The organism is Citrobacter sp. Ce006, from assembly GCF_030336535.1.
Taxonomy (GTDB): Bacteria; Pseudomonadota; Gammaproteobacteria; order Enterobacterales; family Enterobacteriaceae; genus Citrobacter; species Citrobacter europaeus.
Genome location: NZ_JAOWDO010000073.1, coordinates 853948 through 879094 on the forward strand (window position 1 = coordinate 853948; position 25147 = coordinate 879094).

The window sequence follows — 25147 nt, forward strand, 5'->3', positions numbered from 1 at the left end:
CCCCAGGAGCGTACGAATAGTACGTAACTGGGGCGAAGAAACGCTGCCAACAAAGAGGCAGCTTGAAGGATGAAGTGTAAATGTGCATCAAGCCTTTGGCGGTTCTGTACGGGCAAAACTTTCGCGTTGAAAGAGCGTTTCCACCAGTTTGACCAGGCGCGGGCGATCAACACACCAGCCGGGCGCGACCCGACGGAAATTGAGATAACCGACGGCACAAGCAATCGCAATGGTTGCCAGGTTAACCGTATCCGTTTTCAGCGTACCGTCCGCCAGATAGCCCTCCAGCATATCCAGACTACGGGTAATCTTTTCACGCTGGCGTAACAGTTCCGTTTCTGACTGCTGCGCGGCGGGGCGAGCCTGCTCACGCACCGAGACTAAACCCGCATCCATAATGCCGTCTGCCAGCGCTTCCAACTGGCGTACCTTCAGCGCCGCCAGCGGTTCACGCGGCAGCATAGCTGGCGCAATATCCAGCAGCTCGATATATTCCGCAATGATCGGGGAGTCAAACCAGTACTCGCCCTCATCGGTGACCAGCGCGGGCACTTTTCCTAGCGGGTTATAGCGCGCCACGCCGCTATCCGCGTTATAGGGGAGTTCATTCACAAATTCGAAGGTGATGCCCTTTTCCAGTAACAGAATAGAAATTTTACGCACAAAAGGGCTGGTATAGCTGCCGATGAGTTTCATGCCGGGTCCTTTTTGCCAACAAAAATATCAGTATGGCTCAGGTCGCCGTAAATGGCAGGTGATGACGATCTCAATGATCCAAATAAAGGTAATGCATCCAACTGGTCATGCGCAGCAACACTTTACGCATCACCGACACGTGGGCGAAATGGTCAGAATAGACCGCCACCTGGGCATAGATACCGTCCGGCAACGCATCCACATCGGTATTAGGATCCAGTTCAATCGTGGCCAGCACCCCATCGGTACCCGGCACCACCGTTAAGGATTGTAATGCCCCCTGGGCCTGATAAGAACCGCCCGGCACAACCGGCAGAATGGAGGTCAACTTAGCGGAGAAAACCTGACCTGGTAGCGCATTAAACACCACTTCCGCTTCATCGCCCGGTTTCAGGCGCAACAGCGAGTTCTGGCGGAATTGCGCCACGATTTGTCGTTTTTGTTCCGGAATAAACACCATCACCGGGCGCAGAGGCAGCGCGGCGGCGTAGGTCCCGGGCCGAATAAGCACCTGCGTAACATAGCCGTTGCTGGGGGCACGGACGATAGTCTGCTCAAGATTGTATTTGGCTTCAGCGAGCTGAGCGCGCAGAGACGCAACCTGAGATTGCTCCCCGTTGACCATACTGTCTAACTGGCTTTGAATCTGTGTCTGTTCCGCAACCGATCCTTTGACCAGCGCATCCTGGGCCAGATAGTTTTGCCGGGCGTTGTCGATATCGCTTTCAGAGAATGGGTTTACCCTCGCCTGGCTGCCCTTCAAATAGCGTTGATAATCCTTATACAGGCGGTCACGTTCCGCAGACACGCGGGTGGTATTAGCGACCGCTTCCGACAGCTGTGCTTTCAGATTGTCGATATTATGCGTCGCGGTCACCAGGTCTGCCTGGAGTCTGTCAACCCGCGCCTGATAACGCACAGGATCGAGTTTAAATAACACCTCGCCTTTTTTAATCAGCTGATTATTTTTATCTGTCACCTCACTAACAATTCCCGTGACCTGCGGGGTAACAGGAATTGAAATAACCGCTTTTTGCGCCGTAAAGGTATACGGGTGGTTATAGTTCATTAATAAAATGAGTCCCGCCACAATAAACACGCCGCCTAATGCAGCGGTTGCAAGCGTCCATTGGTTGACCGGAATACGGAATATTTTAAAAATGGCCCAGGCGAATGCCACGTAGGTCAGGACAATCAACAAATCCATGATTAAATCTCCGGAAAGGTGGAGTTATCGGTTTTATTCTCCCCATCCAGTCTTTTTTCCAACTGGCTGATGCGCGCTGCCAGCGCAGCAATCTCGGGGTCTGGATCCTTTCCGGTCGACGTGATGTGTGACTGCATGCCCCAGCCACGCTCAGGCTGGTAGAGCGTCGCCCAAATCCACAGGAATGGCCAAATAATATGCAATGTAAAAAGACTCACCCATCCCGCCGTGTGGATGGCATCGGCATGAGGATGGTTGCGCTTCTTAGCCATGTTATAGGGGATATCGTGGATGGCGATGATTCCATAAAACAGCACCAGAAATACGAAGATCAGCACGCCCAACGCGAAATAATTTAGAAACATACCTGCCTCGAATTCACGCTAATTAGAGTTTTTTTATGCCGGCAGCCGTATGCACCCAGGCTGATGTTTTGAACATAACTGCAGTTTGGGGTTTTCGCCATACCACAAAAAAAATATTTTTTCTGGTGAGAAGTTGCTTTCTTTTGCAATAAAAATGTCGGGGGTAGAACCTGCTGTAGATCACATCCGGGCAAATGCAGATAAAAATACTTTGCGATCTACATCACAAAGATTCAACAAACAGCAAAAGCAAAAATGTGAACCGGTTCACATTTACCCCTCGTTTTTGGCGAATTCTGATCCAGTGATGTTTTTTTGTACCGGTATTTTGTGATTAAGATCACATTAACTAACGCCCCACACCCTATATTTACGTGACGAAAGTCACACAAAAGGGCGTCGGCTGGACAGTTGAACGATTCAGTGCCAGATTTCGCAGTATCTACAGGGTCCGGCTACCTCCTGCCGCTACATTAACAAACCTCGGGCTTTCAGCCTGCGCGATAGCAAACATAAGAAGGGGTGTTTTTATGTCATCCGATATTAAGATCAAGGTGCAAAGCTTTGGTCGATTCCTCAGCAACATGGTGATGCCAAATATCGGCGCGTTTATCGCGTGGGGTATTATCACCGCATTATTCATTCCGACAGGGTGGTTGCCGAACGAAACGCTGGCGAAGCTTGTCGGCCCAATGATCACCTATCTGCTGCCGCTGCTGATCGGTTATACCGGTGGTAAGCTGGTTGGCGGCGAGCGTGGCGGCGTGGTTGGTGCTATCACCACCATGGGCGTTATCGTCGGTGCTGATATGCCAATGTTCCTCGGCGCGATGATCGCAGGTCCGCTGGGCGGCTGGGCTATCAAACATTTCGACAACTGGGTAGACGGTAAGATCAAGTCCGGTTTTGAGATGCTGGTGAATAACTTCTCCGCAGGCATCATCGGGATGATCCTCGCCATTCTGGCATTCCTTGGCATTGGCCCATTGGTTGAAGCACTGTCCAAAATCCTGGCGGCAGGCGTTAACTTCATGGTTGTCCATGACATGCTGCCGCTGGCGTCTATCTTCGTTGAACCGGCGAAAATCCTGTTCCTCAATAACGCCATCAACCACGGTATTTTCTCACCGCTGGGTATTCAGCAATCCCATGAGATGGGCAAATCCATCTTCTTCCTGATTGAAGCTAACCCGGGTCCGGGTATGGGCGTCCTGCTGGCATACATGTTCTTCGGTCGCGGCAGCGCTAAGCAGTCTGCGGGCGGCGCGGCAATCATTCACTTCCTGGGTGGTATCCACGAAATTTACTTCCCGTACGTGCTGATGAACCCACGTCTGATCCTGGCCGTTATCCTCGGCGGTATGACTGGCGTATTTACCCTGACTATCCTGAACGGCGGTCTGGTTTCTCCGGCCTCTCCGGGTTCTATCCTGGCCGTGCTGGCAATGACGCCGAAGGGGGCTTACTTCGCTAACATCGCCGCTATCTGTGCAGCAATGGCGGTCTCCTTTGTAGTCTCAGCCATTCTGCTGAAAACCAGCAAAGTGAAAGAAGATGATGACATTGATGCTGCCACACGTCGTATGCACGACATGAAAGCGGAATCTAAAGGCGCATCTCCGCTGGCGGCTGGCGACGTGACTAACGACCTGAGCCATGTGCGTAAAATCATCGTTGCCTGCGATGCCGGTATGGGTTCCAGCGCCATGGGTGCGGGCGTACTGCGTAAGAAAGTGCAGGATGCCGGTCTGTCTCAGATTTCTGTCACCAACAGCGCGATTAACAATCTGCCGCCGGATGTGGATCTGGTCATTACCCACCGTGACCTGACCGAACGCGCGATGCGCCAGGTGCCTCAGGCACAGCACATTTCGCTGACCAACTTCCTCGACAGCGGTCTGTACTCCAGCCTGACCGAACGTCTGGTTGCGGCACAGCGCCACAACGTGAATGAAGTGAAAGTCCGCGATCACCTGAAAGACAGCTTTGAAGAGGGTGATACCCACCTGTTCAAGCTGGGTGCGGAGAATATCTTCCTTGGCCGTAAAGCCACTAACAAAGAGGAAGCGATTCGCTTTGCCGGTGAGCAACTGGTGAAAGGTGGTTACGTTGAGCCAGAATACGTTGAGGCGATGCTGGACCGCGAAAAACTGACCCCGACTTACCTCGGCGAGTCCATCGCAGTACCGCATGGTACGGTTGAAGCCAAAGACCGCGTGCTGAAAACCGGTGTGGTGTTCTGCCAATACCCGGAAGGCGTTCGCTTCGGTGAAGAAGAAGACGATATTGCCCGCCTGGTAATTGGTATCGCAGCACGTAACAACGAGCACATCCAGGTGATTACCAGCCTGACCAACGCTCTGGATGATGAATCTGTGATCGAACGTCTGGCCCATACCACCAGCGTGGATGAAGTTCTGGAACTGCTGGCGGGTAAAAAAGCTTAACGCTTAAGTATCTCCAAAATAGTTCGAGCTGCAGGAAGGCGGCAACGCAGTGAATCCCCAGTCACGTACATAAGTACGTGACTGGGGTGAGCGAGGAGAGCCAACGCATCTGCAGTTCGAAATATGAAGGCGATATCCTCTCCCTTGTGGAGAGGGTTAGGTTGAGGGAAAAGCCTCACCCCAGCCCTCTTGGGTAAAAACATTAATGAAGGTTAATACTATGAAAGCATTACATTTTGGCGCAGGTAATATCGGTCGTGGCTTTATCGGCAAATTGCTGGCGGACGCGGGGATACAGCTGACGTTCGCGGATGTAAACCAGGTCGTGCTCGATGCCCTGAATGCCCGTCATAGCTATCAGGTTCATGTGGTAGGTGAAAACGAGCAGGTTGATACCGTCTCCGGCGTCAACGCCGTGAGCAGCATCGGCGATGATGTCGTCGACCTGATTGCCCATGTAGATTTAGTCACTACCGCCGTCGGTCCGGTCGTGCTTGAGCGCATCGCTCCGGCCATCGCCAAAGGGCTGGTTAAACGCAAGGCACAGGGCATAGCTACTCCGCTAAATATCATCGCCTGTGAAAACATGGTTCGCGGAACGACCCAGTTGAAAGGCCATGTAATGAACGCGCTGGCAGATGAAGACAAAGCCTGGGTTGAAGAACATGTTGGCTTCGTCGATTCCGCCGTGGACCGTATTGTTCCTCCTTCAGCCTCTGCGACCAATGACCCGCTGGAAGTTACCGTTGAAACCTTCAGTGAGTGGATTGTCGACAAAACGCAGTTTAAAGGCGAATTGCCGAACATCCCGGGAATGGAATTAACTGATAACCTGATGGCATTTGTCGAACGTAAACTCTTCACGCTGAACACCGGGCATGCTATAACCGCGTACCTCGGAAAATTGACCGGTCATCAGACCATCCGTGACGCGATTCTCGACGAGAAAATCCGCGCAGTGGTAAAAGGTGCGATGGAAGAGAGCGGCGCGGTACTGATTAAACGCTATGGCTTTGATGCAGCAAAACATGCGGCATACATTCAGAAAATCCTCGGTCGCTTTGAAAACCCGTATCTGAAAGATGACGTTGAGCGCGTGGGTCGTCAGCCGCTGCGTAAGCTGAGCGCGGGCGATCGTCTGATTAAACCGCTGCTGGGCACGCTGGAGTATGCTCTGCCGCACACCAATCTGGTCACCGGTATTGCTGCTGCAATGCACTATCGCAGTGAGGAAGATCCGCAAGCACAGGAACTGGCCGCGCTGATTGACGAAAAAGGTCCACAGGCCGCGCTGGCGCAGATCTCCGGCCTGGATGCCAACAGTGATGTGGTGGCGGAGGCGGTTAACGCATATAACGCGACCAAATGATAGAGAATCTGGCGCAGGTCAGCCTGCGCCAAAATGACAGATTGTCAGATATGCAGGCAATAATGGAACAAACGCAGGCCTTTGAAAATCGTGTGCTTGAGCGTCTGAATGCTGGCAAAACCGTACGCAGCTTCCTCATCACCGCCGTAGAACTGCTCACCGAGGCGGTGAATATTCTTGTGCTTCAGGTATTTCGCAAAGACGACTATGCGGTGAAATATGCTGTAGAACCGCTGCTTGACGGCGACGGTCCGCTGGGCGATCTTTCCGTTCGCCTGAAGCTCATCTACGGTCTGGGCGTACTCAGCCGGCCGGAGTATGAAGACGCGGAGCTTCTGATGGCGCTGCGGGAAGAGTTAAACCATGACGGCAATGAATATGCGTTCACCGACGACGAAATTCTTGGTCCGTTTGGCGAACTCCACTGCGTGACGGCACTCCCGCCGCCACCGCAGTTTGATACCTCAGACTCAGGTCTGCACGCGATGCAGATCCAGCGCTACCAGCAGATGGTGCGCTCCACGATGGTACTTTCCCTGACCGAGCTGATTTCTAAAATCAGCTTAAAAAAAGCCTTTCAAAAATAAGACCCTGCAGGCTTACTTCTCTTCCTGCTGCGGTCGATAAAGTTGCCGATAGTACGCCAGACGTTGCAGATACAGCTGCGCATTCTCCTGCGGTATTTCAGAAGGGACAACGTTGCGCGGTGGTGTTTTATTCAGATACTCGCGAAAAGCCTGGCTTGAAGCCATAAAATCGACCGTCTTATCAATAAGGACCGAGACGTTCTCACCTATTTTCGCCATAATCTTCCCTCCTCCATGTATTAACCACGCTCAGCCTGCGCGGTTGATCATTTAAGTTTAGGATCGGTTGGGCAATTACATTGAGGAAAACGTGCTTCACTATGAACCCGCCAATAAAAAGCGCCATGGCCGATCTTATCGCTTAAAATTCCATATTAATCAAAATGGTAGTATTTCCATTAGCTGAATAATACTTGCGGCATTTGATTATTTATCTTCGATTAGTTGTGAATAATCCCGCTCTGCGCGCATACTATAGGATATTCATCCTATTTTTATCAGAAGCTATCCTATGAAAGAAGTCGAAAAAAACGAAATTAAACGCCTGAGCGATCGTCTGGACGCTATCCGCCACCAGCAGGCTGACCTGTCTCTGGTTGAGGCCGCCGACAAATATGCCGAGCTGGAACAAGAGAAAGAAACTCTGGAAACCGAGATTGCGCGTCTGCGTGAAGTCCATGGCCAGAAGCTGAGCAAAGAAGCGCAAAAGCTGACGAAACTCCCTTTCCGTCGCGCCATCACCAAAAAAGAGCAGGCGGATATGGGCAAGCTGAAGAAGAGCGTGCGCGGTCTGATTGTCGTTCACCCGATGACCGAGCTTGGCCGTGAAATGGGCCTGAAAGAGATGACGGGCTTCGCGAAGAGCGAGTTCTAATCTCCCACCGGGCAACATCCGCTTGCCCGGTCCTTCATTTCCCCTCGCAATTGGCCCTACCAATTTCAGTCAGATCCTACCAGCACCTCACATTTCATTAAAATGCGCGTACAATACCGTTGCCAATAGATAACATTTGATTAACCATTCATTGTCATTACCCCTACACAACAATATTGGCAGGGCCACTTTTACACATAATGTGACCTGGAGATGAGCACAGACTCATTCCATTATGTCGGCGGCCCCCAGGAGACCTGCAATGAATCTCTGGCAACAGAACTACGACCCGGCCGGTAACATCTGGCTTTCCAGTTTGATCGCATCACTCCCTATCCTGTTCTTTTTCTTCGCCCTGATTAAGCTCAAGCTGAAAGGCTATGTTGCGGCATCATGGACGGTGGTGATTGCTTTGTCGGTCGCCCTGCTGTTTTACAAAATGCCGGTCGATCACGCTCTGGCTTCCGTGGTCTACGGCTTCTTCTATGGTTTGTGGCCGATTGCCTGGATCATTATCGCCGCGGTATTCGTCTATAAAATCTCGGTGAAAACCGGGCAGTTCGACATCATCCGCTCATCGATACTCTCGATTACCCCGGATCAGCGTCTGCAAATGCTGATTGTCGGTTTCTCCTTTGGTGCCTTCCTCGAAGGAGCAGCAGGCTTTGGCGCTCCGGTAGCGATTACCGCCGCGCTGCTGGTAGGCCTCGGCTTTAACCCACTGTACGCGGCAGGTTTGTGCTTGATCGTAAATACTGCGCCGGTCGCTTTTGGCGCAATGGGCATTCCGATTCTGGTTGCCGGTCAGGTGACCGGACTGGACAGCTTCGAGATTGGCCAGATGGTGGGCCGTCAGCTGCCGTTCCTGACCATTATCGTGCTGTTCTGGATTATGGCGATTATGGATGGCTGGCGCGGCGTAAAAGAGACCTGGCCTGCGGTGATGGTCGCTGGAGGCTCGTTTGCTATCGCGCAGTATCTCAGCTCTAACTTTATCGGACCGGAGCTGCCAGACATCATCTCTTCTCTGGTTTCGCTGGTCTGCCTGACGCTGTTCCTGAAACGCTGGCAGCCAGTACGCATCTTCCGCTTTGGCGATATGGGCGCTTCGCAGGTCGATATGGACCTGTCGCGCACCCGCTACACCGCAGGACAAGTGGTACGCGCCTGGTCTCCGTTCCTGTTCCTGACCGCCACCGTCACGCTGTGGAGCATACCGCCGTTTAAAGCGCTGTTTGCGCCCGGCGGCGCGATGTACCACTGGGTGGTCAATATTCCAGTCCCGTTCCTCGACAAGCTGGTTGCCCGTATGCCGCCGGTCGTACACGAAGCCACAGCCTACGCGGCGGTGTACAAATTTGACTGGTTCTCTGCGACCGGTACCGCGATCCTGTTTGCCGCCCTGCTGTCTATCGTCTGGTTGAAGATGAAGCCGTCTGCTGCGCTGCAAACCTTTGGCAGCACGCTGAAAGATCTGGCGCTGCCTATTTACTCCATCGGCATGGTGCTGGCGTTCGCGTTTATCTCTAACTACTCAGGTCTTTCATCAACCCTGGCATTGGCCCTGGCGCACACCGGCAGCGCGTTTACCTTCTTCTCGCCGTTCCTCGGCTGGCTGGGGGTATTCCTGACCGGGTCCGACACCTCATCAAACGCACTGTTTGCCGCCCTGCAGGCCACGGCCGCTCAGCAAATCGGCGTATCAGACGTACTGATGGTGGCGGCAAATACCACCGGCGGCGTGACCGGCAAGATGATCTCTCCACAATCTATCGCTATTGCCTGTGCGGCAGTGGGATTAGTGGGGAAAGAATCTGACCTGTTCCGCTTTACCGTGAAGCACAGCCTGATTTTCACCTGCATGGTGGGTGTGATCACCACGCTGCAGGCCTATGTCTTAACCTGGATGATTCCATGATAGTGATGCCCAGACGCCTGTCAGACGAAGTCGCATCTCGTGTGCGGGCGCTGATTGAAGAACAACAGCTGGAGGCGGGCATGAAGTTGCCCGCTGAGCGTCAGCTGGCCGTACAGCTCGGCGTCTCGCGCAACTCGCTGCGCGAGGCGTTAGCAAAGCTGGTGAGCGAAGGCGTACTGATTAGCCGTCGTGGCGGCGGGACGTTTATCCGCTGGCAGCATGAGGCCTGGTCTGAACAAAACATCGTTCAGCCGCTGAAGAGCCTGCTGGCGGACGATCCCGACTACAGCTTCGATATTCTGGAAGCCCGCCACGCCATTGAAGCCAGCACCGCCTGGCACGCAGCGATGCGGGCCACCGCCACCGACAAAGAGAAAATCAGGCTCTGTTTCGACGCCACGCAAAGCGAAGATCCGGATCTCGCCTCACAGGCTGACGTGCGCTTTCATCTCGCCATTGCGGAGGCCTCGCACAACGTGGTGCTGTTGCAGACCATGCGCGGTTTCTTCGACGTATTGCAGTCTTCGGTTAAACAGAGCCGCCAACGTATGTACCTCGTGCCCCCCGTATTTTCACAACTGACGGCGCAGCATCAGGCAGTGCTGGACGCCATTGTCGCCGGCGATGCCGACGGGGCGCGTAAGGCCATGATGGCGCACCTTAGTTTTGTCCACACCACGATTAAACGATTTGATGAAGATCAGGCCCGCCAGGCGCGTATCACCCGCCTGCCCGGTGACTCTGGTGAAAATAGCAGGGAGAACAACACATGATTATTTCAGCAGCCAGCGACTATCGCGCCGCAGCCCAGCGCATCCTACCCCCTTTCTTGTTCCATTATATTGACGGTGGGGCGTATGCCGAGCACACCTTGCGCCGTAACGTGGCAGACCTGTCGGAAGTGGCGCTGCGCCAGCGCGTGTTGAAGAATATGTCCGACCTGAGCCTGGAAACAAAGCTGTTCAACGAAACGCTTTCCATGCCGGTGGCCCTCGCGCCTGTCGGACTGTGCGGCATGTACGCACGCCGGGGGGAAGTTCAGGCCGCCGCCGCCGCTGACGCTAAAGGCATTCCGTTTACGCTTTCCACGGTCTCCGTATGTCCTATTGAAGAAGTCGCCCCGACCATCAAGCGTCCGATGTGGTTCCAGCTGTATGTCCTGCGCGATCGCGGCTTTATGCGTAACGCCCTGGAGCGCGCCAAAGCAGCGGGTTGCTCCACGCTGGTCTTTACCGTCGATATGCCTACGCCCGGCGCACGTTACCGTGACGCCCATTCCGGTATGAGTGGTCCCAACGCCGCGCTGCGTCGCTACTGGCAGGCAGCCACTCATCCACAGTGGGCATGGAACGTTGGCCTGAACGGTCGCCCGCATGATTTAGGCAATATCTCGACCTATCTTGGCAAACCCACCGGCCTTGAGGATTACATCGGCTGGTTGGCGAATAATTTCGATCCGTCGATTTCCTGGAAAGACCTCGAGTGGATCCGTGAATTCTGGGACGGCCCGATGGTGATCAAAGGGATCCTCGATCCGGAAGATGCTCGTGATGCAGTCCGTTTCGGTGCGGATGGCATTGTCGTTTCTAACCATGGTGGCCGCCAGTTAGATGGTGTGCTGTCTTCTGCTCGCGCGCTGCCCGCCATTGCCGATGCGGTGAAGGGCGATATCACCATTCTGGCCGATAGCGGGATCCGCAACGGTCTGGACGTTGTGCGCATGATTGCGCTGGGCGCGGATAGCGTGCTGCTGGGGCGGGCCTATCTGTACGCGCTGGCGACCCACGGCCAGGCCGGGGTGGCGAATCTGCTGAATCTGATCGAGAAAGAGATGAAAGTGGCAATGACCCTGACCGGTGCGAAGTCGATTAGCGAAATCAGCGGTGATTCGCTGGTACAGGAACTGGGTAAGAGCCTGCCTGCCGCGCTGGCACCTCTGGTCCAGGGTAGCGCTGCGTAACACTCTCCCCCGTAAAATCGCGTTTTCTGCATGGTCGGCCTGTTCTCAGCCCGACCATTTTTTATCCAAAAATAACGACCAGTTAACATTTACAACCAATATATTTGACAACTTTTTATCCACCTGCCAAATGTATATACAAGCTAATACAAGAGCGATTTATACAGATAACAACCATCATAACGGGCGAGGGTGACATGGCTTATTCCGGTAAAGTGAATATCCAGCAGGCGATAGATGACAGTCCTTTTTCGCGCTTCCATTGGGTCATTATTGTCCTGGGATTTCTGGTTTTAGCCATTGACGGCTTCGATACCGCGGCGATGGGTTATATTGCTCCCACGCTCTCAGCCGACTGGGGCATCAAGAAGCAAGATCTCGGACCGGTGTTAAGCGCCGCGCTATTAGGCCTGTCATTTGGCGCCCTGCTCGCCGGACCCATTTCCGATCGTATGGGCCGTAAGCGTGTCCTGGTCTTTTCCTGTCTGTTCTTTGGCCTCGCCAGTCTGGGAACCGCCTATGCCCAGACGCTGAATATGCTCACATTTTGGCGTTTTCTCACTGGACTTGGGCTTGGCGCGGCAATGCCCAACGCCATCACCCTGGTGTCAGAATTCGCCCCGAAACGCTGTCGTTCAATGGCGATTAACACCATGTACTGCGGCTTTCCGTTAGGCGCTGCGGGCGGCGGCGTAATCTCCTCCTGGCTTATTCCCAATTACGGCTGGCACAGTGTTCTGCTTGCCGGTGCGATCGCCCCGCTGGCCCTCACCGTACTGTTGGTGCTGTTCCTGCCGGAGTCGGTGAAGTATCTGGTTCACCGCGGTAAAGGGGTGGCACAGGTTAAACGCATTGCTCAACGTTTTATGTCGGGAAATCTGGAACAGGTTACTCAGTTTTATCTGGATGAAGACCGCGTCACGATCAAAAAAGGCAGCGTGGCGCAGCTATTCAGTATGCCCTGGCTGCCGGGCACGCTGATGCTCTGGACGACCTACTTTATGGGGCTGGTTATCTATTACGTGCTGCTGAGCTGGATGCCAACGCTGATGCTGGGCATGGGCTATCCGCTGGCTGAATCCGCCTGGCTGACGTCACTGTTTACCTTCGGCGGTACCGCAGGGATCCTGCTGGCCGGTTGGTTAATGGACCGTTGGGAAGCGCATAAAGTGGTGTCACTCGGCTTTATGCTGACGATGCTGTTTGCCCTCGCCCTCGGTTTTGAGCATAACCATATCATCCTGTTCGGCGCACTGATCTTCCTGATGGGGATTACCATGAACGGCGCGCAGTCCGGGCTACAGACGCTGGCTGCAACGTTTTATCCAACCCACTGCCGCGCAATGGGCATTGCCTGGATGCAGGGCGTGGGCCGCTTCGGCGGCGTAGCCGGAACGATGATGAGCGCCCAGTTGCTTTCCCTGCAATGGCAGGCAGACAGTATCTTAATGTTCCTCAGCCTTCCGGCTTTGGTCGCCGCTGCCGCGACGATTTACAAGCTGCAACGCTATAAACCGCACGCGCTGACCGTCGCATAGTACCGGCTCTTTCTGCTATTCTGCCCCCCGTTATTAAGGGGGCAGTATGCTTAACATCGTTTTATTCGAACCAGAAATCCCGCCAAATACCGGCAATATTATCCGTCTTTGCGCCAACACCGGCTTTCGTCTGCATATTATTGAGCCAATGGGCTTTACCTGGGACGATAAGCGCCTGCGTCGCGCGGGGCTGGATTACCATGAATTTACCGCCGTGCTTCGCCACCCTGATTACGCCGCCTTCGTCGCTGCAGAACATCCGCAACGTTTGTTTGCCCTGACCACCAAAGGTACGCCAGCGCATAGCGCGGTAAGCTATCAGGACGGAGATTATCTGATGTTTGGCCCGGAAACCCGCGGCCTGCCAGCCAGCATCCTCGATGCGCTGCCTGCCGAACAAAAAATTCGTATTCCGATGATGCCGGACAGTCGCAGCATGAACCTGTCGAATGCGGTGTCGGTGGTGGTGTATGAGGCCTGGCGCCAGTTAGGATACCCTGGCGCGGTATTACGGTCGTAAAAGAATTAAATGCCGGATGGCGGCTACACCTTATCCGGCCTACAAATACCACGTAGGCCCGGTAAACGCAGTGCCACCGGGCATGGCTCGAAATCAGATGCCGTCGCCGTATTCGAAAGTATGATGAATCCCATTGAAATGCTGATCCATATCCATGGACGGCTTATCGCTGTCTGGCTTACCGACGATGCGTGCCGGAACGCCTGCCGCGGTAGTGTGCGGAGGGACCGGCTGTAAAACCACGGAACCTGCGCCAATCTTCGCGCCGCGTCCGACTTCAATGTTGCCGAGAATTTTTGCTCCTGCGCCAATCATCACCCCTTCACGAATTTTCGGATGACGATCGCCGCCGGCTTTACCGGTCCCGCCGAGCGTAACGGATTGCAAAATAGAGACGTCGTTTTCAATCACGGCGGTTTCACCCACCACAATACCGGTGGCGTGATCGAGCATGATCCCACGGCCAATTTTTGCCGCCGGGTGAATATCTACCTGGAAGCTAACGGACACCTGATTTTGCAGGAAGATCGCCAGTGCCTGACGCCCCTGATGCCACAGCCAGTGACCAATACGGTAGGCCTGAAGCGCATGAAAACCCTTCAGGTACAGAAGTGGGGTGGAATATTTATCGACAGCCGGGTCACGCGTACGTACCGCCTGAATATCACAGGCCGCTGAGGCAATCATTTCAGGATCGGCGGCGTAGGCCTCTTCCACGACTTCGCGAATCGCAATGGCAGGCATGATCGGAGAGGCGAGTTTATTCGCCAGCATATAGCTTAGCGCACTGCCGAGATTTTCATGCTTGAGCAGCGTTGCGTGGTAAAAACTGGCCAGCATTGGCTCACATTCCGCCAGTGCCCGGGCTTCCGCTTTAATGTTTTTCCAGACGATATCCAGTTCTTCACACGGCATTGCGTACTCCAGAAGGTAGCAAAACGACCGACCCGTTCTTCGCGGGTCGGGTCGTTATATTCAACAGTTCCTTACAGCTAGTGGCGACTCAGCTCGTCCTTGCGTGCACGGCCTAATAACGTCAATGCTGCCTCGCGCGCGTTTTTTCCGCAATACAATACTTGATAAATTTCCTCGGTTATTGGCATCTCAACACCAAAACGGTGCGCCAATTCACGAACTTCTTTTGTATTGCGGTAGCCTTCAACCACCTGACCAATCTTGTCCTGCGCGCCCTGCACATCCATCCCCTGGCCGAGCATCATGCCAAAACGACGGTTACGTGACTGGTTGTCGGTACAGGTCAGCACCAGATCGCCCAAACCCGCCATCCCCATAAAGGTGGCAGGATCGGCACCCAGCGCCGCGCCAAGACGAGACATTTCGGTCAGACCACGGGTGATCAATGCGGTTCGCGCATTCGCGCCGAAACCAATGCCGTCAGACATCCCCGCGCCAATCGCAATGACGTTTTTCACCGCGCCGCCCAGTTGAACGCCAATGAAATCCGGGTTGCTGTACACACGGAAGCTTTTGCCGCAGTGCAGCAACTGCTGGAGATCGTCAGCAAAAGTATCATCCGTTGAGGCAAGAGATATCGCCGTCGGCATGCCCGCCGCCAGCTCTTTCGCGAACGTCGGACCGGAGATAACCGCCAGTGGAATAGAATCACCTAACGCTTCACGCGCGACGTCCTGCAGCAGGCGTCCCGTTTCCGCTTCCAGACCTTTTGTCGCCCAGACCAGCCGCGCGTCAGGGCGCATCAGCGGTTTGATGTTACGCAGCACTTCGCCAAAAACGTGGCTCGGCACTACCACCAGAATATTACGACTGGCGGCCAGCGCAGTGGCTAAGTCACTTTCCAGGCGCAGCGTTTCGGGAAAAGGCACATCAGGGAGGAACGCGACGTTGCAGCGATCGTGCTCGAGGGTCGCGATATGTTTCGGATCATGGCCCCACAGGACAACCTGATGGCCATTTCTTGCCAGGGTAATGGCAAGAGCGGTGCCGTACGAGCCGGCACCAATCACAGTCATTGAAGCATTACTTTGGTTCATCAGGCATCCTGATGTTCTTCAGTACCTTCGCCAGCCTGCTGCTGTAAATAGTTCATGAACAGCGCATCAAAGTTGACCGGCGCAAGGTTCAGTTGCGGGAATGTACCGCGTGAAACCAGGCTGGTGATGCATTCGCGGGCATACGGGAACAGAATGTTCGGGCAGTATGCGCCAAGGCAATGCGCCATCTGAGTCCCTTCAATACCACTGATGGAGAAAATACCGCCCTGCTGAACTTCGCACAGGAACGCAGTTTCTTCGCCCAGAGAAGCCGTTACGGTGACACGCAGCACTACTTCATACACATCATCTGCCAGTTGGGTAGATGCGGTATCAAGATCAAGTTTAACCTCTGGCTGCCAATCTTTCTGGAAAACATGCGGTGCATTTGGCGCTTCGAAAGACACATCCTTGGTATAGATACGTTGGATCTGGAAAGCCATTTCAGTGTTATTTTGTTCTGACATGTTGAGAAAACCCTTTAGTGTTGTCCTTTAAATACTTCGGTACGCCTTAACGCAGCAGTGGATCCAGTCCACCACGCGCATCCAACGCATACAAGTCGTCACAACCACCAATGTGCTGTGCATCAATAAAAATCTGCGGAACCGTAGTACGGCCACTGCGCTTGATCATCTCTTCGCGCTTCACGGCATCGCCGTCAATCGGAAGTTCCTGGAAACTCACACCCTTGCTATTCAACAGCGCCTTTGCGCGATGGCAAAACGGGCAGGTTGCTTTGGTATAGATCTCAATATTGGCCATGACTTATCTCCAGTGTTCTTTTACCCTGCGGTATGAAAGAAGACGGGTAAATTACTTGCCGCGAACCAGTGGCAGGTTCTCACCACTCCAGCCCGCTACGCCGTCTTTCAGTACAGATACCTGCTCAAAACCGGCTTTAATCAGCGCAGTTGCTGAATCCTGGCATTGCATGCCTGAGCCATCAACCACAATAACAGGTTTGTTTTTGTGTTTTTCCAGCTCGCCAAAATTATTGGCTTTGATTTCGCTCGGCAGCAGGTTAGTGGAGCCTGCGATATGACCTTTACGGAAGTCGTCGCGCTGACGTAAATCCACAATCACCGCATCTTCTTTATTGATAAGACGTGTAGCTTCTCCGCGCGTAATCACCTTCACTTTCGAAGTCAGGCTCTTAAACGTGGTAAATAATACAGCCGCCAGTAACGCAATCCAGGCGATACTCAAGACAGGGTGGCGACTAACAAATTGCATAATTTCTTGCATGGGGGGTAACAACTCCCGACTCAGTGATTAAAAAACCAGGAAAGGAGTATACCTGCGCGTTGGCGCAAATACAGCCAGAGCGTGCATTGGATTGCATTTTTGCGGGGCGCTACGGAAAAAAAAACGTAAATCCGCGCCCTCTGCGGCGCGCTCTGGTCGATTATTTGATCTTCTGGGGCTACTTTATCGATTCAGCTGTAGTAAAATTACGCAATTATTTTTTATCTATTAAGTGTGAGGTTGTCGCAATGTCGGTTTCTAAAAAACCTATGGTACTGGTGATTCTGGATGGCTACGGTTATCGTGAAGACAGCCAGGATAACGCCATCTTTAATGCCAAAACCCCGGTAATGGATGCCCTGTGGGCAAAACGTCCGCATACCCTGATTGATGCGTCTGGCCTGGAAGTCGGCCTGCCCGATCGCCAGATGGGCAACTCCGAAGTGGGCCACGTCAACCTGGGCGCTGGCCGCATCGTGTATCAGGACCTGACCCGTCTGGATGTTGAAATTAAAGAGCGTACTTTCTTCGCTAACCCGGTGCTGACCAATGCGGTCGACCAGGCAAAAAATAGCGGCAAAGCGGTACACATCATGGGTCTGCTCTCTGCTGGCGGCGTTCACAGCCACGAAGATCACATCATGGCGATGGTAGAAATGGCCGCTGAACGTGGCGCTGAGAAAATCTATCTGCACGCTTTCCTTGATGGCCGTGACACCCCGCCGCGCAGCGCTGAACATTCCCTGCAGAAATTCGAAGAGAAATTTGCCGCGTTGGGCAAAGGCCGCGTAGCGTCCATCATTGGTCGTTACTACGCTATGGACCGCGACAACCGTTGGGATCGCGTTGAACAGGCTTATGACCTGATGACGCTGGCAAAAGGCGAGTTCCAGTTCGCTACGGCGGTTGAAGGCCTGCAGGCTGCTTATGCCCGCGACGAAAACGACGAATTCGTGAAAGCGACCGTGATCCGTGCTGAAGGCCAGGCTGAAGCCGCCATGGAAGACGGCGATACGCTGATTTTCATGAACTTCCGTGCTGACCGTGCGCGTGAAATTACCCGTGCGTTTGTTAACGCTGACTTCGACGGCTTCGCCCGTAAGAAAGTCGTTAACCTCAACTTTGTAATGCTGACCGAATACGCGGCCGACATCAAAACTGCGGTAGCTTACCCACCAGCGTCTCTGGCCAATACCCTTGGCGAGTGGATGGCGAAGAACGACAAAACGCAGCTGCGTATTTCCGAAACCGAAAAATATGCGCACGTGACCTTCTTCTTCAACGGCGGCGTAGAAGAACCGTTCAAAGGCGAAGACCGCATCCTGATCAACTCGCCGAAAGTCGCGACCTACGATCTGCAGCCGGAAATGAGCTCTGCAGAGCTGACCGAAAAACTGGTTGCTGCGATTGAGAGCGGAAAATACGACACCATCATTTGTAACTACCCGAACGGCGACATGGTTGGCCACACCGGGGTGATGGAAGCAGCGGTTAAAGCGGTTGAAGCGCTGGATCATTGTGTTGAGCAGGTGACTAAAGCGGTTGAATCCGTTGGCGGCCAGTTGCTGATCACCGCGGACCACGGTAACGCAGAGCAAATGCGCGATCCGTCCACCGGTCAGGCACATACAGCGCACACCAACCTGCCCGTTCCGCTGATTTATGTCGGTGGTAAAAACGTCAAAGCAGTCGAAGGCGGCAAACTTTCTGATATCGCCCCGACGATGCTGACGCTGATGGGTATGGAAATCCCGCAAGAGATGACTGGTAAGCCGCTGTTCATCGTGGAATAATCCCTCCCCATGAGGGGAAAGGCGATTAATACCATCACTCGGGCCGTGAAGCTGCGCAAGCTTTCAGTCAGGCCCTTGTTCTACGCCAGCGCGCTTAGCGCTGGCGTATTGCTGTGCGCCTTTTCCGCCCACGCGGACGAACGCGACCAGCTCAAATCTATTCAGGCCGATATCGCGGCAAAAGAACGCGCGGTACGCCAACAGCAACAACAACGCGCCACCCTCCTCGCTCAGCTTAAAGCGCAGGAACAGGCCATTGCCGTTGCCGCCAGGCAACTGCGCGAAACGCAAAACTCACTGGCGCAGCTGAACGCGCAAATTGCAGAGATGAATGCCGCCCTTGCGAAGCTGGAAAAACAGCGGGCCGCGCAAGAACGCAGCCTGGCAGCCCAACTCGACGCTGCATTTCGCCAGGGCGAACATACCGGCATTCAGCTCATTCTTAGCGGTGAAGAAAGCCAGCGTGGGCAACGCCTGCAGGCCTATTTCGGCTATCTGAACCAGGCGCGACAGGAAACCATCGCGCAGCTGAAACAAACCCGCGAAGAGGTCGACTCGCAAAAAGCCGAGCTGGAAGATAAGCAGAGCGAACAGCAGACTCTGTTGTACGAGCAGCGTGCTCAGCAGGCTAAGCTGGAGCAGGCGCGTAATGAACGCCAGAAGACGCTCTCGGGTCTGGAGTCATCGATTCAACAGGGTCAACAGCAATTGGGCGAAATGCGCGCCAACGAATCGCGCCTGCGTAACAGCATTGCTCGCGCCGAAGCCGCAGCCAAAGCACGCGCGGAACGTGAAGCCCGCGAGGCGCAGGCCGTACGCGATAAGCAGCAGGATGCCTCACGGAAAGGCTCAACCTATAAGCCAACCGAAAGTGAAAAATCACTGATGTCGCGTACCGGCGGTTTGGGTTCACCACGTGGCCAGGCATTCTGGCCCGTTCGTGGTCCAACGTTACATCGTTATGGCGAACAGCTGCAGGGTGAGCTACGTTGGAAGGGGATGGTTATTGGCGCATCCGAAGGCACCGAAGTTAAAGCCATTGCCGATGGTCGCGTCATTCTGGCGGACTGGCTGCAGGGCTATGGCCTGGTCGTCGTCGTTGAGCACGGTAAAGGCGATATGAGCCTGTACGGTTATAACCAGAGCGCACTGGTCAGCGTCGGTACGCAGGTTCGCGCCGGGCAGCCTATTGCACTTGTGGGTAGCAGCGGCGGTCAGGGCAGACCGGCGCTCTATTTCGAAATTCGTCGCCAGGGTCAGGCGGTCAATCCACAGCCGTGGTTGGGAAGATAAGTTTTGCCTCAATTTCGTCGTCTATTACTCTCTCTCGCCAGCCTGCTGGCCTTCGCAACACCTGTTTTTGCTGGCAAACTCGCCATCGTCATTGATGATTTCGGCTATCGTCCACACACTGAAAATCAGGTACTGGCGATGCCTTCCACCATCTCCGTTGCCGTTTTGCCTAATGCTCCGCATGCGCGGGAAATGGCAACCAAGGCCCATAACAGCGGACATGAAGTCCTGATCCATCTACCGATGGCGCCACTGAGCAAACAGCCGTTAGAGAAAGACACTTTACGCCCGGAAATGAGCAGCGAAGAGATTGAGCGAATTATTCGCGATGCGGTAAGCAAAGTACCGAATGCGGTCGGTCTGAACAACCATATGGGCAGCGCGATGACCTCCAGCCTGTTTGGCATGCAGAAGGTGATGCAGGCGCTGGAACGATACGACCTCTACTTCCTCGACAGCATGACCATCGGCAACAGTCAGGCCATGCGCGCAGCGTCAGGGACCGGTGTGAAGGTCATTAAACGCAAAGTCTTCCTGGACGACACGCAAAACGAAGCCGATATTCGCCGTCAGTTTAATCGTGCCGTCGAACTTGCGCGTCGCAACGGCTCGGCAATTGCCATTGGCCACCCTCACCCGTCTACGGTTCGCGTCCTGCAGCAGATGCTTTATAGCCTGCCAGCCGACATCACGCTGGTTCGCCCAAGCAGCCTGCTCAATGAACCACAGGTGGATACGTCCAGACCAAACCTCACTCCGCCAAAAAACGGTACGCCTGACGCACCGCGTAATCCTTTCCGCGGGGTGAAATTATGCAAACCGAAACAGCCGTTAGAGCCGGTTTACGCCAGCCGCTTCTTCAGCGTGCTCGGTGAAAGCATCACCCAAAGCACGCTGGTGCAGTACATGAAGCTGCAGTGGCAGGGCTGGGGAAATACATCCTCTCCCGGCACTATGAACGCTAACGTAGATTAAGCGTTTTACGTGTAATACGAGAAGGCGACGATGTTTTATCTCGCCATTTCCAGAGACGGAATGACCATAGCAGCGCCTGGTACATAACTTTGGCGCTGCGTACATTAGTAATCATGCGTTTATACATACCCGAGACAAAAATCTCTGCAATCATACGCTGACGAATATGAACATCCGGTTCTTTGCGTACTGCGTGACAAACGCGCAAAGCTTCATAGGTTATTTGCTGATGAAATTCCGGATAAAGAGTAATCCGTCCAGCATATTCACGATTCAACTTATCCAATAACCGTGTAATTTTAATATAGTGTCGTTGGTAATTGAGATTTTTTAAGCCTTGTCTTTTAAGACGGCTAACTGATTGATCATGTAAGAAGTATTTATATAAAGATTGTTCGGTATATCGTACACGTTTGGCGTTAAACATAAACTCCGTCGTCCATACAATATCCTGATGATGCAACCCAGGAACAAACGATATCTTATTTTTCTCGATAACATCCCTGCGGTAAACCCCCATCCAGACCACATGTGTCCAACGGCGTGAAGCCAATGCCATACGTAACCAGTCAGGGCCGGTCAATACACCCGTAGACCGCAAACGGTCCGTCGGTATTGATTGCCAGGTGTCCCCCGTTTCGAAAATGCACCAGTCAGAATTGCACTGCGCCAGATCCAGGTCATCCTGAAGTGCCATGGTCATCAGGGTTTCATACATATTGGGATAAACCAGGTCATCAGCATCGACAAATGCAACATAATCCCCTCTGGCCGCTGCCAGACCACGATTACGCGCAACAGATGCCCCAGCGTTAGCCTGATGCAACAACCGAACATGGGGATAGTTATCAGCATACTGTCTTGCAATATCAACAGAGTTATCCGTTGAGCCATCATCGACAATAATGATCTCTATCGCACTCCATGTCTGTGCGATCAAAGATTCCATGCAATCCCGAAAACTATCACCCGCGTTATACAACGGAATAATAACACTCAACATATTTGTGCTGTTTCTCATCAGCTAACCCTGGTTTGTTAGTACACTGATGACTTTTACTACAGTTTCATTAAGGAATTATTAAGCCTGGAACGATTTATCGCCAGAAGCGGCGCGGCGAAAGCAGCCAGTATGAGAAAATGCTATGCGAAACCTGAGTTCAGCGGGCAGTGAAAGCTCAGATCGTCTACATATTGAGGGGCGCAACCTGTATACTATATCGCTATAAATTAACGCATTATGTACACTGATATTGAGGAAAGTGATGGCCATCAGTAAGACACATGAAAAAGGTTATACGGTCTATTGTAAAGAGACCAATATAGACCTTAAGTCACTGATGAGTAAGTATATAAATAAAGAAATCAGTGGCAAACCGTTGAGCAGTGGTAACGCTATGCGCAGCGTGGAACTGGTCGAGTACAACTCACAAAAATTTATCATCAAAAACGACCGTGAAGTTGATCCTCGATTCGAGAAAAAAATGCAGAATTTTATCTCCGGTCCCTTCTATTCCAGGCTCATCAAGAAGCTGGACAAGCTCTCCCCGGAAATGCGCGCCTGTACAGCCGATCTCTACTACGCTGCAGAGAAAGTGCGCCTTCGTCAGTGTCATGATGTTTATATTATTCATGAATATATTGAAGGTACTCCTTTAAAAGAAATTAGCCCTAAGAATGCCGATGAAGTGAAGCAGTGCGTTCTGCGCCTTCACAAAGCCGGGTTGGCATCTAATGATATCCACCCAGGAAACTTCATTCGTACGCCAGGCGGTGAATTAAGAATTATCGACTTATCTTGTAAGGGAAACATGAAGATTTGTCAGGCTAATGACATTTTAGCGTTGCAGCGAAAATATAATATTAAAATCAAAGGGAAAGGGTTAGTGTATAAGCTCATCTGCCTCAAAGAAGCGACAAGATCTTTATCCAGAAAGCTTCGTGGTAAATAGCATTTATTATGTATACGGCCAGATCAAATAATCTGGCCGTTGGTAACATTTAATACAAATCGAGCCTTCAATCCCAACTCAGGATCACTTTCCCTGACTGGCCTGAACGCATCGCGTCAAAGCCCTGCTGGAATTCATCGATGGAGAATCGATGGGTGATGATTGGCGACAAATCCAGACCAGACTGAATCAGTGCAGCCATTTTGTACCAGGTCTCAAACATCTCACGACCGTAGATACCTTTAATAAACAGCCCCTTAAAGATAACTTTCGTCCAGTCGATTGACATGTCAGATGGCGGAATACCCAGCATAGCAATGCGCCCACCGTGGTTCATAGTGTCCAGCATGGCGCGAAACGCTGGCGGCGCACCGGACATCTCCAGACCTACATCAAACCCTTCGGTCATACCCAGTTCAGCCATCACGTCAGTCAGATTCTCTTTCGAGACGTTGACCGCGCGAGTGATGCCCATTTTACGCGCCAACTCAAGGCGATACTCATTAACATCGGTAATCACCACGTGGCGTGCGCCAACGTGCTTCGCGACCGCTGCTGCCATAATTCCGATTGGACCCGCACCGGAAACCAGCACATCTTCCCCAACCAGATCAAACGACAGCGCCGTGTGCACCGCATTACCGAACGGATCGAAAATAGACGCCAGGTCGTCGGAGATGTTGTCCGGAATTTTAAACGCGTTAAATGCCGGGATCACCAGGTACTCTGCAAAGCAGCCAGGACGATTTACGCCGACACCGGTCGTATTGCGGCACAGGTGAGTACGCCCACCGCGGCAGTTACGGCAATGCCCGCAGGTGATATGACCTTCGCCTGAAACGCGATCGCCGATTTTAAAGCCTTTAACTTCCTGGCCGATGCCAACAACTTCGCCGACATATTCATGCCCAACGACCATCGGTACCGGGATGGTTTTTTGCGACCATTCATCCCAGTTATAAATGTGAACGTCAGTCCCGCAGATGGCTGTTTTACGGATTTTAATCAGCAAATCGTTATGGCCGACTTCCGGTTCAGGAACGTCGGTCATCCAAATGCCCTCTTCCGCTTTCAGTTTGGATAACGCTTTCATTTCACATCCTCAGGCAATAACGCCCAGTTGTTTACCAATGCGTGTGAAGGCCTCAACAGCACGCGTGATCTGCTCAGGGGTATGCGCCGCAGACATCTGGGTACGAATACGCGCCTGGCCTTTTGGAACCACCGGATAGAAGAATCCGGTAACGTAAATCCCCTCTTTTTGCAGTTCACGGGCGAACGCCTGCGCCACAACCGCATCACCCAACATGACCGGGATAATCGCGTGATCCGCACCCGCTAACGTAAAGCCTGCGGCAGACATTTGCTCACGGAACTGACGTGCGTTCGCCCACAGGCGATCGCGCAGCTCGTTGCCAGCCTCGACCATCTCCAGCACTTTAATGGAGGCTGCAACAATCGCCGGAGCCAGTGAGTTGGAGAACAGGTACGGACGGGAACGCTGACGCAGCCACTCAACAACCTCTTTGCGCGCTGCGGTGTAACCGCCGGATGCGCCACCGAGCGCTTTACCCAGCGTACCGGTGATGATGTCCACACGGCCCATCACATCACAGTATTCATGGGAGCCACGACCGTTTTCGCCGACAAAGCCGACCGCATGAGAATCATCAACCATGACCAGCGCGTCGTATTTATCCGCCAGGTCACAAACGCCTTTCAGGTTAGCGATAACGCCATCCATAGAGAACACGCCATCGGTGGCGATCAGAATATGACGGGCGCCCGCTTCACGTGCTTCTTTCAGGCGCGCTTCCAGCTCGACCATGTCGTTGTTGGCATAACGGAAACGCTTTGCTTTACACAAGCGAACGCCGTCAATGATAGACGCGTGGTTTAGCGCATCTGAAATGATCGCATCTTCGGCGCCCAGCAGCGTTTCGAACAGGCCGCCGTTGGCGTCAAAGCAGGAAGAGTAAAGGATGGCATCTTCCATACCGAGGAATGCCGCCAGTTTTTGCTCCAGTTGCTTATGGCTGTCCTGGGTACCGCAAATAAAGCGGACCGAAGCCATACCAAATCCGTGAGAATCCATGCCCGCTTTTGCCGCTGCAATCAGCTCCGGGTGGTTAGCCAGCCCCAGATAGTTGTTCGCACAAAAGTTAATAACGTGGCTTCCGTCCGCCACGGTGATATCCGCCTGCTGGGCAGACGTAATAATGCGCTCTTCTTTAAACAATCCTTCCGCACGTGCGGTGTCGAGATCGTTGGTTAACTGTTTGTAAAAATCCCCACGCATTTCAATTCTCCAGACTGGGCAAATTTCAGCACATATTACCCAAAGCTATACGTTGATACGAGATGACGCATCACTACTTCTTCAAAATGAAGCA

General features: G+C 53.1%; 25 protein-coding genes. 13 read left to right on the forward strand and 12 right to left on the reverse strand.

Annotation, left to right across the window (positions count from 1 at the left end):
* Positions 1–87: 87 nt before the first annotated feature.
* The 3 genes from OGV94_RS22665 to OGV94_RS22675 form a co-directional block, all read right to left on the reverse strand.
* Complete coding sequence (locus OGV94_RS22665) at positions 88–696, reverse strand: glutathione S-transferase (protein ID WP_075145483.1); 609 nt, start codon at positions 694–696, stop codon at positions 88–90.
* Between the two features lie 70 nt (positions 697–766).
* Positions 767–1903: an HlyD family secretion protein gene (locus OGV94_RS22670; protein ID WP_043018716.1), complete on the reverse strand. Its 1137-nt coding sequence runs from the start codon at positions 1901–1903 to the stop codon at positions 767–769.
* Positions 1904–1905: 2 nt separating this feature from the next.
* Positions 1906–2268, reverse strand: a complete 363-nt coding sequence (locus OGV94_RS22675; protein WP_286524456.1) for a DUF3302 domain-containing protein — start codon at positions 2266–2268, stop codon at positions 1906–1908.
* A gap of 530 nt (positions 2269–2798) precedes the next feature.
* On the opposite strand from OGV94_RS22675, the gene mtlA reads away from it, so the two are divergent.
* The 3 genes from mtlA (at position 2799) to mtlR (ending at position 6671) form a co-directional block, all read left to right on the forward strand.
* Positions 2799–4715, forward strand: coding sequence for a PTS mannitol transporter subunit IICBA (gene mtlA, locus OGV94_RS22680; protein WP_043018718.1), 1917 nt, complete (start codon positions 2799–2801; stop codon positions 4713–4715).
* 220 nt (positions 4716–4935) lie between these two features.
* Entirely contained in the window at positions 4936–6084 is a 1149-nt protein-coding gene (mtlD, locus tag OGV94_RS22685) for a mannitol-1-phosphate 5-dehydrogenase (RefSeq protein ID WP_213731886.1), read from the forward strand.
* Entirely contained in the window at positions 6081–6671 is a 591-nt protein-coding gene (mtlR, locus tag OGV94_RS22690) for a mannitol operon repressor MtlR (protein ID WP_087050753.1), read from the forward strand. The genes mtlD and mtlR overlap by 4 nt, the downstream gene beginning before the upstream one ends.
* A gap of 12 nt (positions 6672–6683) precedes the next feature.
* On the opposite strand, the gene OGV94_RS22695 is transcribed toward mtlR, so the two are convergent.
* Complete coding sequence (locus tag OGV94_RS22695) at positions 6684–6890, reverse strand: hypothetical protein (protein WP_003827334.1); 207 nt, start codon at positions 6888–6890, stop codon at positions 6684–6686.
* Positions 6891–7182: 292 nt separating this feature from the next.
* Here OGV94_RS22695 and OGV94_RS22700 point away from each other — a divergent pair, with 292 nt between their 5' ends.
* The 6 genes from OGV94_RS22700 (at position 7183) to trmL (ending at position 13481) form a co-directional block, all read left to right on the forward strand.
* On the forward strand, positions 7183–7545 hold the full coding sequence (locus OGV94_RS22700) for a YibL family ribosome-associated protein (RefSeq protein ID WP_043018722.1): 363 nt from the start codon (positions 7183–7185) through the stop codon (positions 7543–7545).
* Positions 7546–7807: 262 nt separating this feature from the next.
* The gene (gene lldP, locus OGV94_RS22705; RefSeq protein WP_003827332.1) at positions 7808–9463 is read left to right on the forward strand and encodes an L-lactate permease; all 1656 of its coding nucleotides are present in this window, start codon (positions 7808–7810) and stop codon (positions 9461–9463) included.
* Positions 9460–10236, forward strand: a complete 777-nt coding sequence (lldR, locus tag OGV94_RS22710) for a transcriptional regulator LldR (protein WP_286524460.1) — start codon at positions 9460–9462, stop codon at positions 10234–10236. The genes lldP and lldR overlap by 4 nt, the downstream gene beginning before the upstream one ends.
* Positions 10233–11423 carry an FMN-dependent L-lactate dehydrogenase LldD gene (gene lldD / locus OGV94_RS22715; protein ID WP_286524462.1) on the forward strand — a complete coding sequence of 397 codons (1191 nt, stop codon included), beginning with the start codon at positions 10233–10235 and terminating at the stop codon, positions 11421–11423. Before lldR ends, lldD begins: the two co-directional genes overlap by 4 nt.
* 197 nt (positions 11424–11620) lie before the next feature.
* Positions 11621–12961: an MFS transporter gene (locus OGV94_RS22720; protein ID WP_286524464.1), complete on the forward strand. Its 1341-nt coding sequence runs from the start codon at positions 11621–11623 to the stop codon at positions 12959–12961.
* A gap of 46 nt (positions 12962–13007) precedes the next feature.
* Positions 13008–13481: a tRNA (uridine(34)/cytosine(34)/5-carboxymethylaminomethyluridine(34)-2'-O)-methyltransferase TrmL gene (trmL, locus tag OGV94_RS22725; protein WP_043018725.1), complete on the forward strand. Its 474-nt coding sequence runs from the start codon at positions 13008–13010 to the stop codon at positions 13479–13481.
* Positions 13482–13574: 93 nt separating this feature from the next.
* On the opposite strand, the gene cysE is transcribed toward trmL, so the two are convergent.
* The 5 genes from cysE to OGV94_RS22750 form a co-directional block, all read right to left on the reverse strand.
* The gene (cysE, locus tag OGV94_RS22730; RefSeq protein ID WP_016154965.1) at positions 13575–14396 is read right to left on the reverse strand and encodes a serine O-acetyltransferase; all 822 of its coding nucleotides are present in this window, start codon (positions 14394–14396) and stop codon (positions 13575–13577) included.
* Positions 14397–14473: 77 nt separating this feature from the next.
* Complete coding sequence (gpsA, locus tag OGV94_RS22735) at positions 14474–15493, reverse strand: NAD(P)H-dependent glycerol-3-phosphate dehydrogenase (RefSeq protein WP_043018726.1); 1020 nt, start codon at positions 15491–15493, stop codon at positions 14474–14476.
* Positions 15493–15960: a protein-export chaperone SecB gene (gene secB, locus OGV94_RS22740; RefSeq protein WP_003024155.1), complete on the reverse strand. Its 468-nt coding sequence runs from the start codon at positions 15958–15960 to the stop codon at positions 15493–15495. Before secB ends, gpsA begins: the two co-directional genes overlap by 1 nt.
* A 46-nt stretch (positions 15961–16006) precedes the next feature.
* Positions 16007–16258, reverse strand: a complete 252-nt coding sequence (gene grxC, locus OGV94_RS22745; protein WP_003024152.1) for a glutaredoxin 3 — start codon at positions 16256–16258, stop codon at positions 16007–16009.
* 51 nt (positions 16259–16309) lie between these two features.
* Complete coding sequence (locus OGV94_RS22750; RefSeq protein WP_005120473.1) at positions 16310–16741, reverse strand: rhodanese-like domain-containing protein; 432 nt, start codon at positions 16739–16741, stop codon at positions 16310–16312.
* A gap of 248 nt (positions 16742–16989) precedes the next feature.
* Between OGV94_RS22750 and gpmM the strand changes: the two genes are divergently transcribed.
* From gpmM to OGV94_RS22765, 3 genes are read left to right on the forward strand one after another with little or no spacing between them, the layout of a single operon-like run.
* Positions 16990–18534 (forward strand): 2,3-bisphosphoglycerate-independent phosphoglycerate mutase, encoded by a 1545-nt coding sequence (gene gpmM / locus OGV94_RS22755; RefSeq protein WP_043018843.1) that lies wholly within the window; start codon positions 16990–16992, stop codon positions 18532–18534.
* 33 nt (positions 18535–18567) lie between these two features.
* Complete coding sequence (gene envC, locus OGV94_RS22760) at positions 18568–19827, forward strand: murein hydrolase activator EnvC (protein WP_230586371.1); 1260 nt, start codon at positions 18568–18570, stop codon at positions 19825–19827.
* A gap of 3 nt (positions 19828–19830) precedes the next feature.
* Positions 19831–20802, forward strand: coding sequence for a divergent polysaccharide deacetylase family protein (locus OGV94_RS22765; protein ID WP_087050752.1), 972 nt, complete (start codon positions 19831–19833; stop codon positions 20800–20802).
* Here the strand turns inward: OGV94_RS22765 and OGV94_RS22770 are convergent.
* Positions 20789–21823: a glycosyltransferase gene (locus OGV94_RS22770; protein WP_043018729.1), complete on the reverse strand. Its 1035-nt coding sequence runs from the start codon at positions 21821–21823 to the stop codon at positions 20789–20791. The two genes, OGV94_RS22765 and OGV94_RS22770, sit on opposite strands and share 14 nt — an antisense overlap.
* Before the next feature lie 244 nt (positions 21824–22067).
* Here OGV94_RS22770 and rfaY point away from each other — a divergent pair, with 244 nt between their 5' ends.
* On the forward strand, positions 22068–22754 hold the full coding sequence (gene rfaY, locus OGV94_RS22775) for a lipopolysaccharide core heptose(II) kinase RfaY (protein ID WP_043018730.1): 687 nt from the start codon (positions 22068–22070) through the stop codon (positions 22752–22754).
* Positions 22755–22821: 67 nt separating this feature from the next.
* Here rfaY and tdh read toward each other — a convergent pair whose 3' ends face one another.
* Together tdh and kbl are read right to left on the reverse strand one after the other, a co-directional pair.
* Positions 22822–23847 carry an L-threonine 3-dehydrogenase gene (gene tdh, locus OGV94_RS22780; RefSeq protein ID WP_003024132.1) on the reverse strand — a complete coding sequence of 342 codons (1026 nt, stop codon included), beginning with the start codon at positions 23845–23847 and terminating at the stop codon, positions 22822–22824.
* A gap of 9 nt (positions 23848–23856) precedes the next feature.
* The gene (gene kbl / locus OGV94_RS22785; RefSeq protein ID WP_043018731.1) at positions 23857–25053 is read right to left on the reverse strand and encodes a glycine C-acetyltransferase; all 1197 of its coding nucleotides are present in this window, start codon (positions 25051–25053) and stop codon (positions 23857–23859) included.
* Positions 25054–25147: the final 94 nt, after the last annotated feature.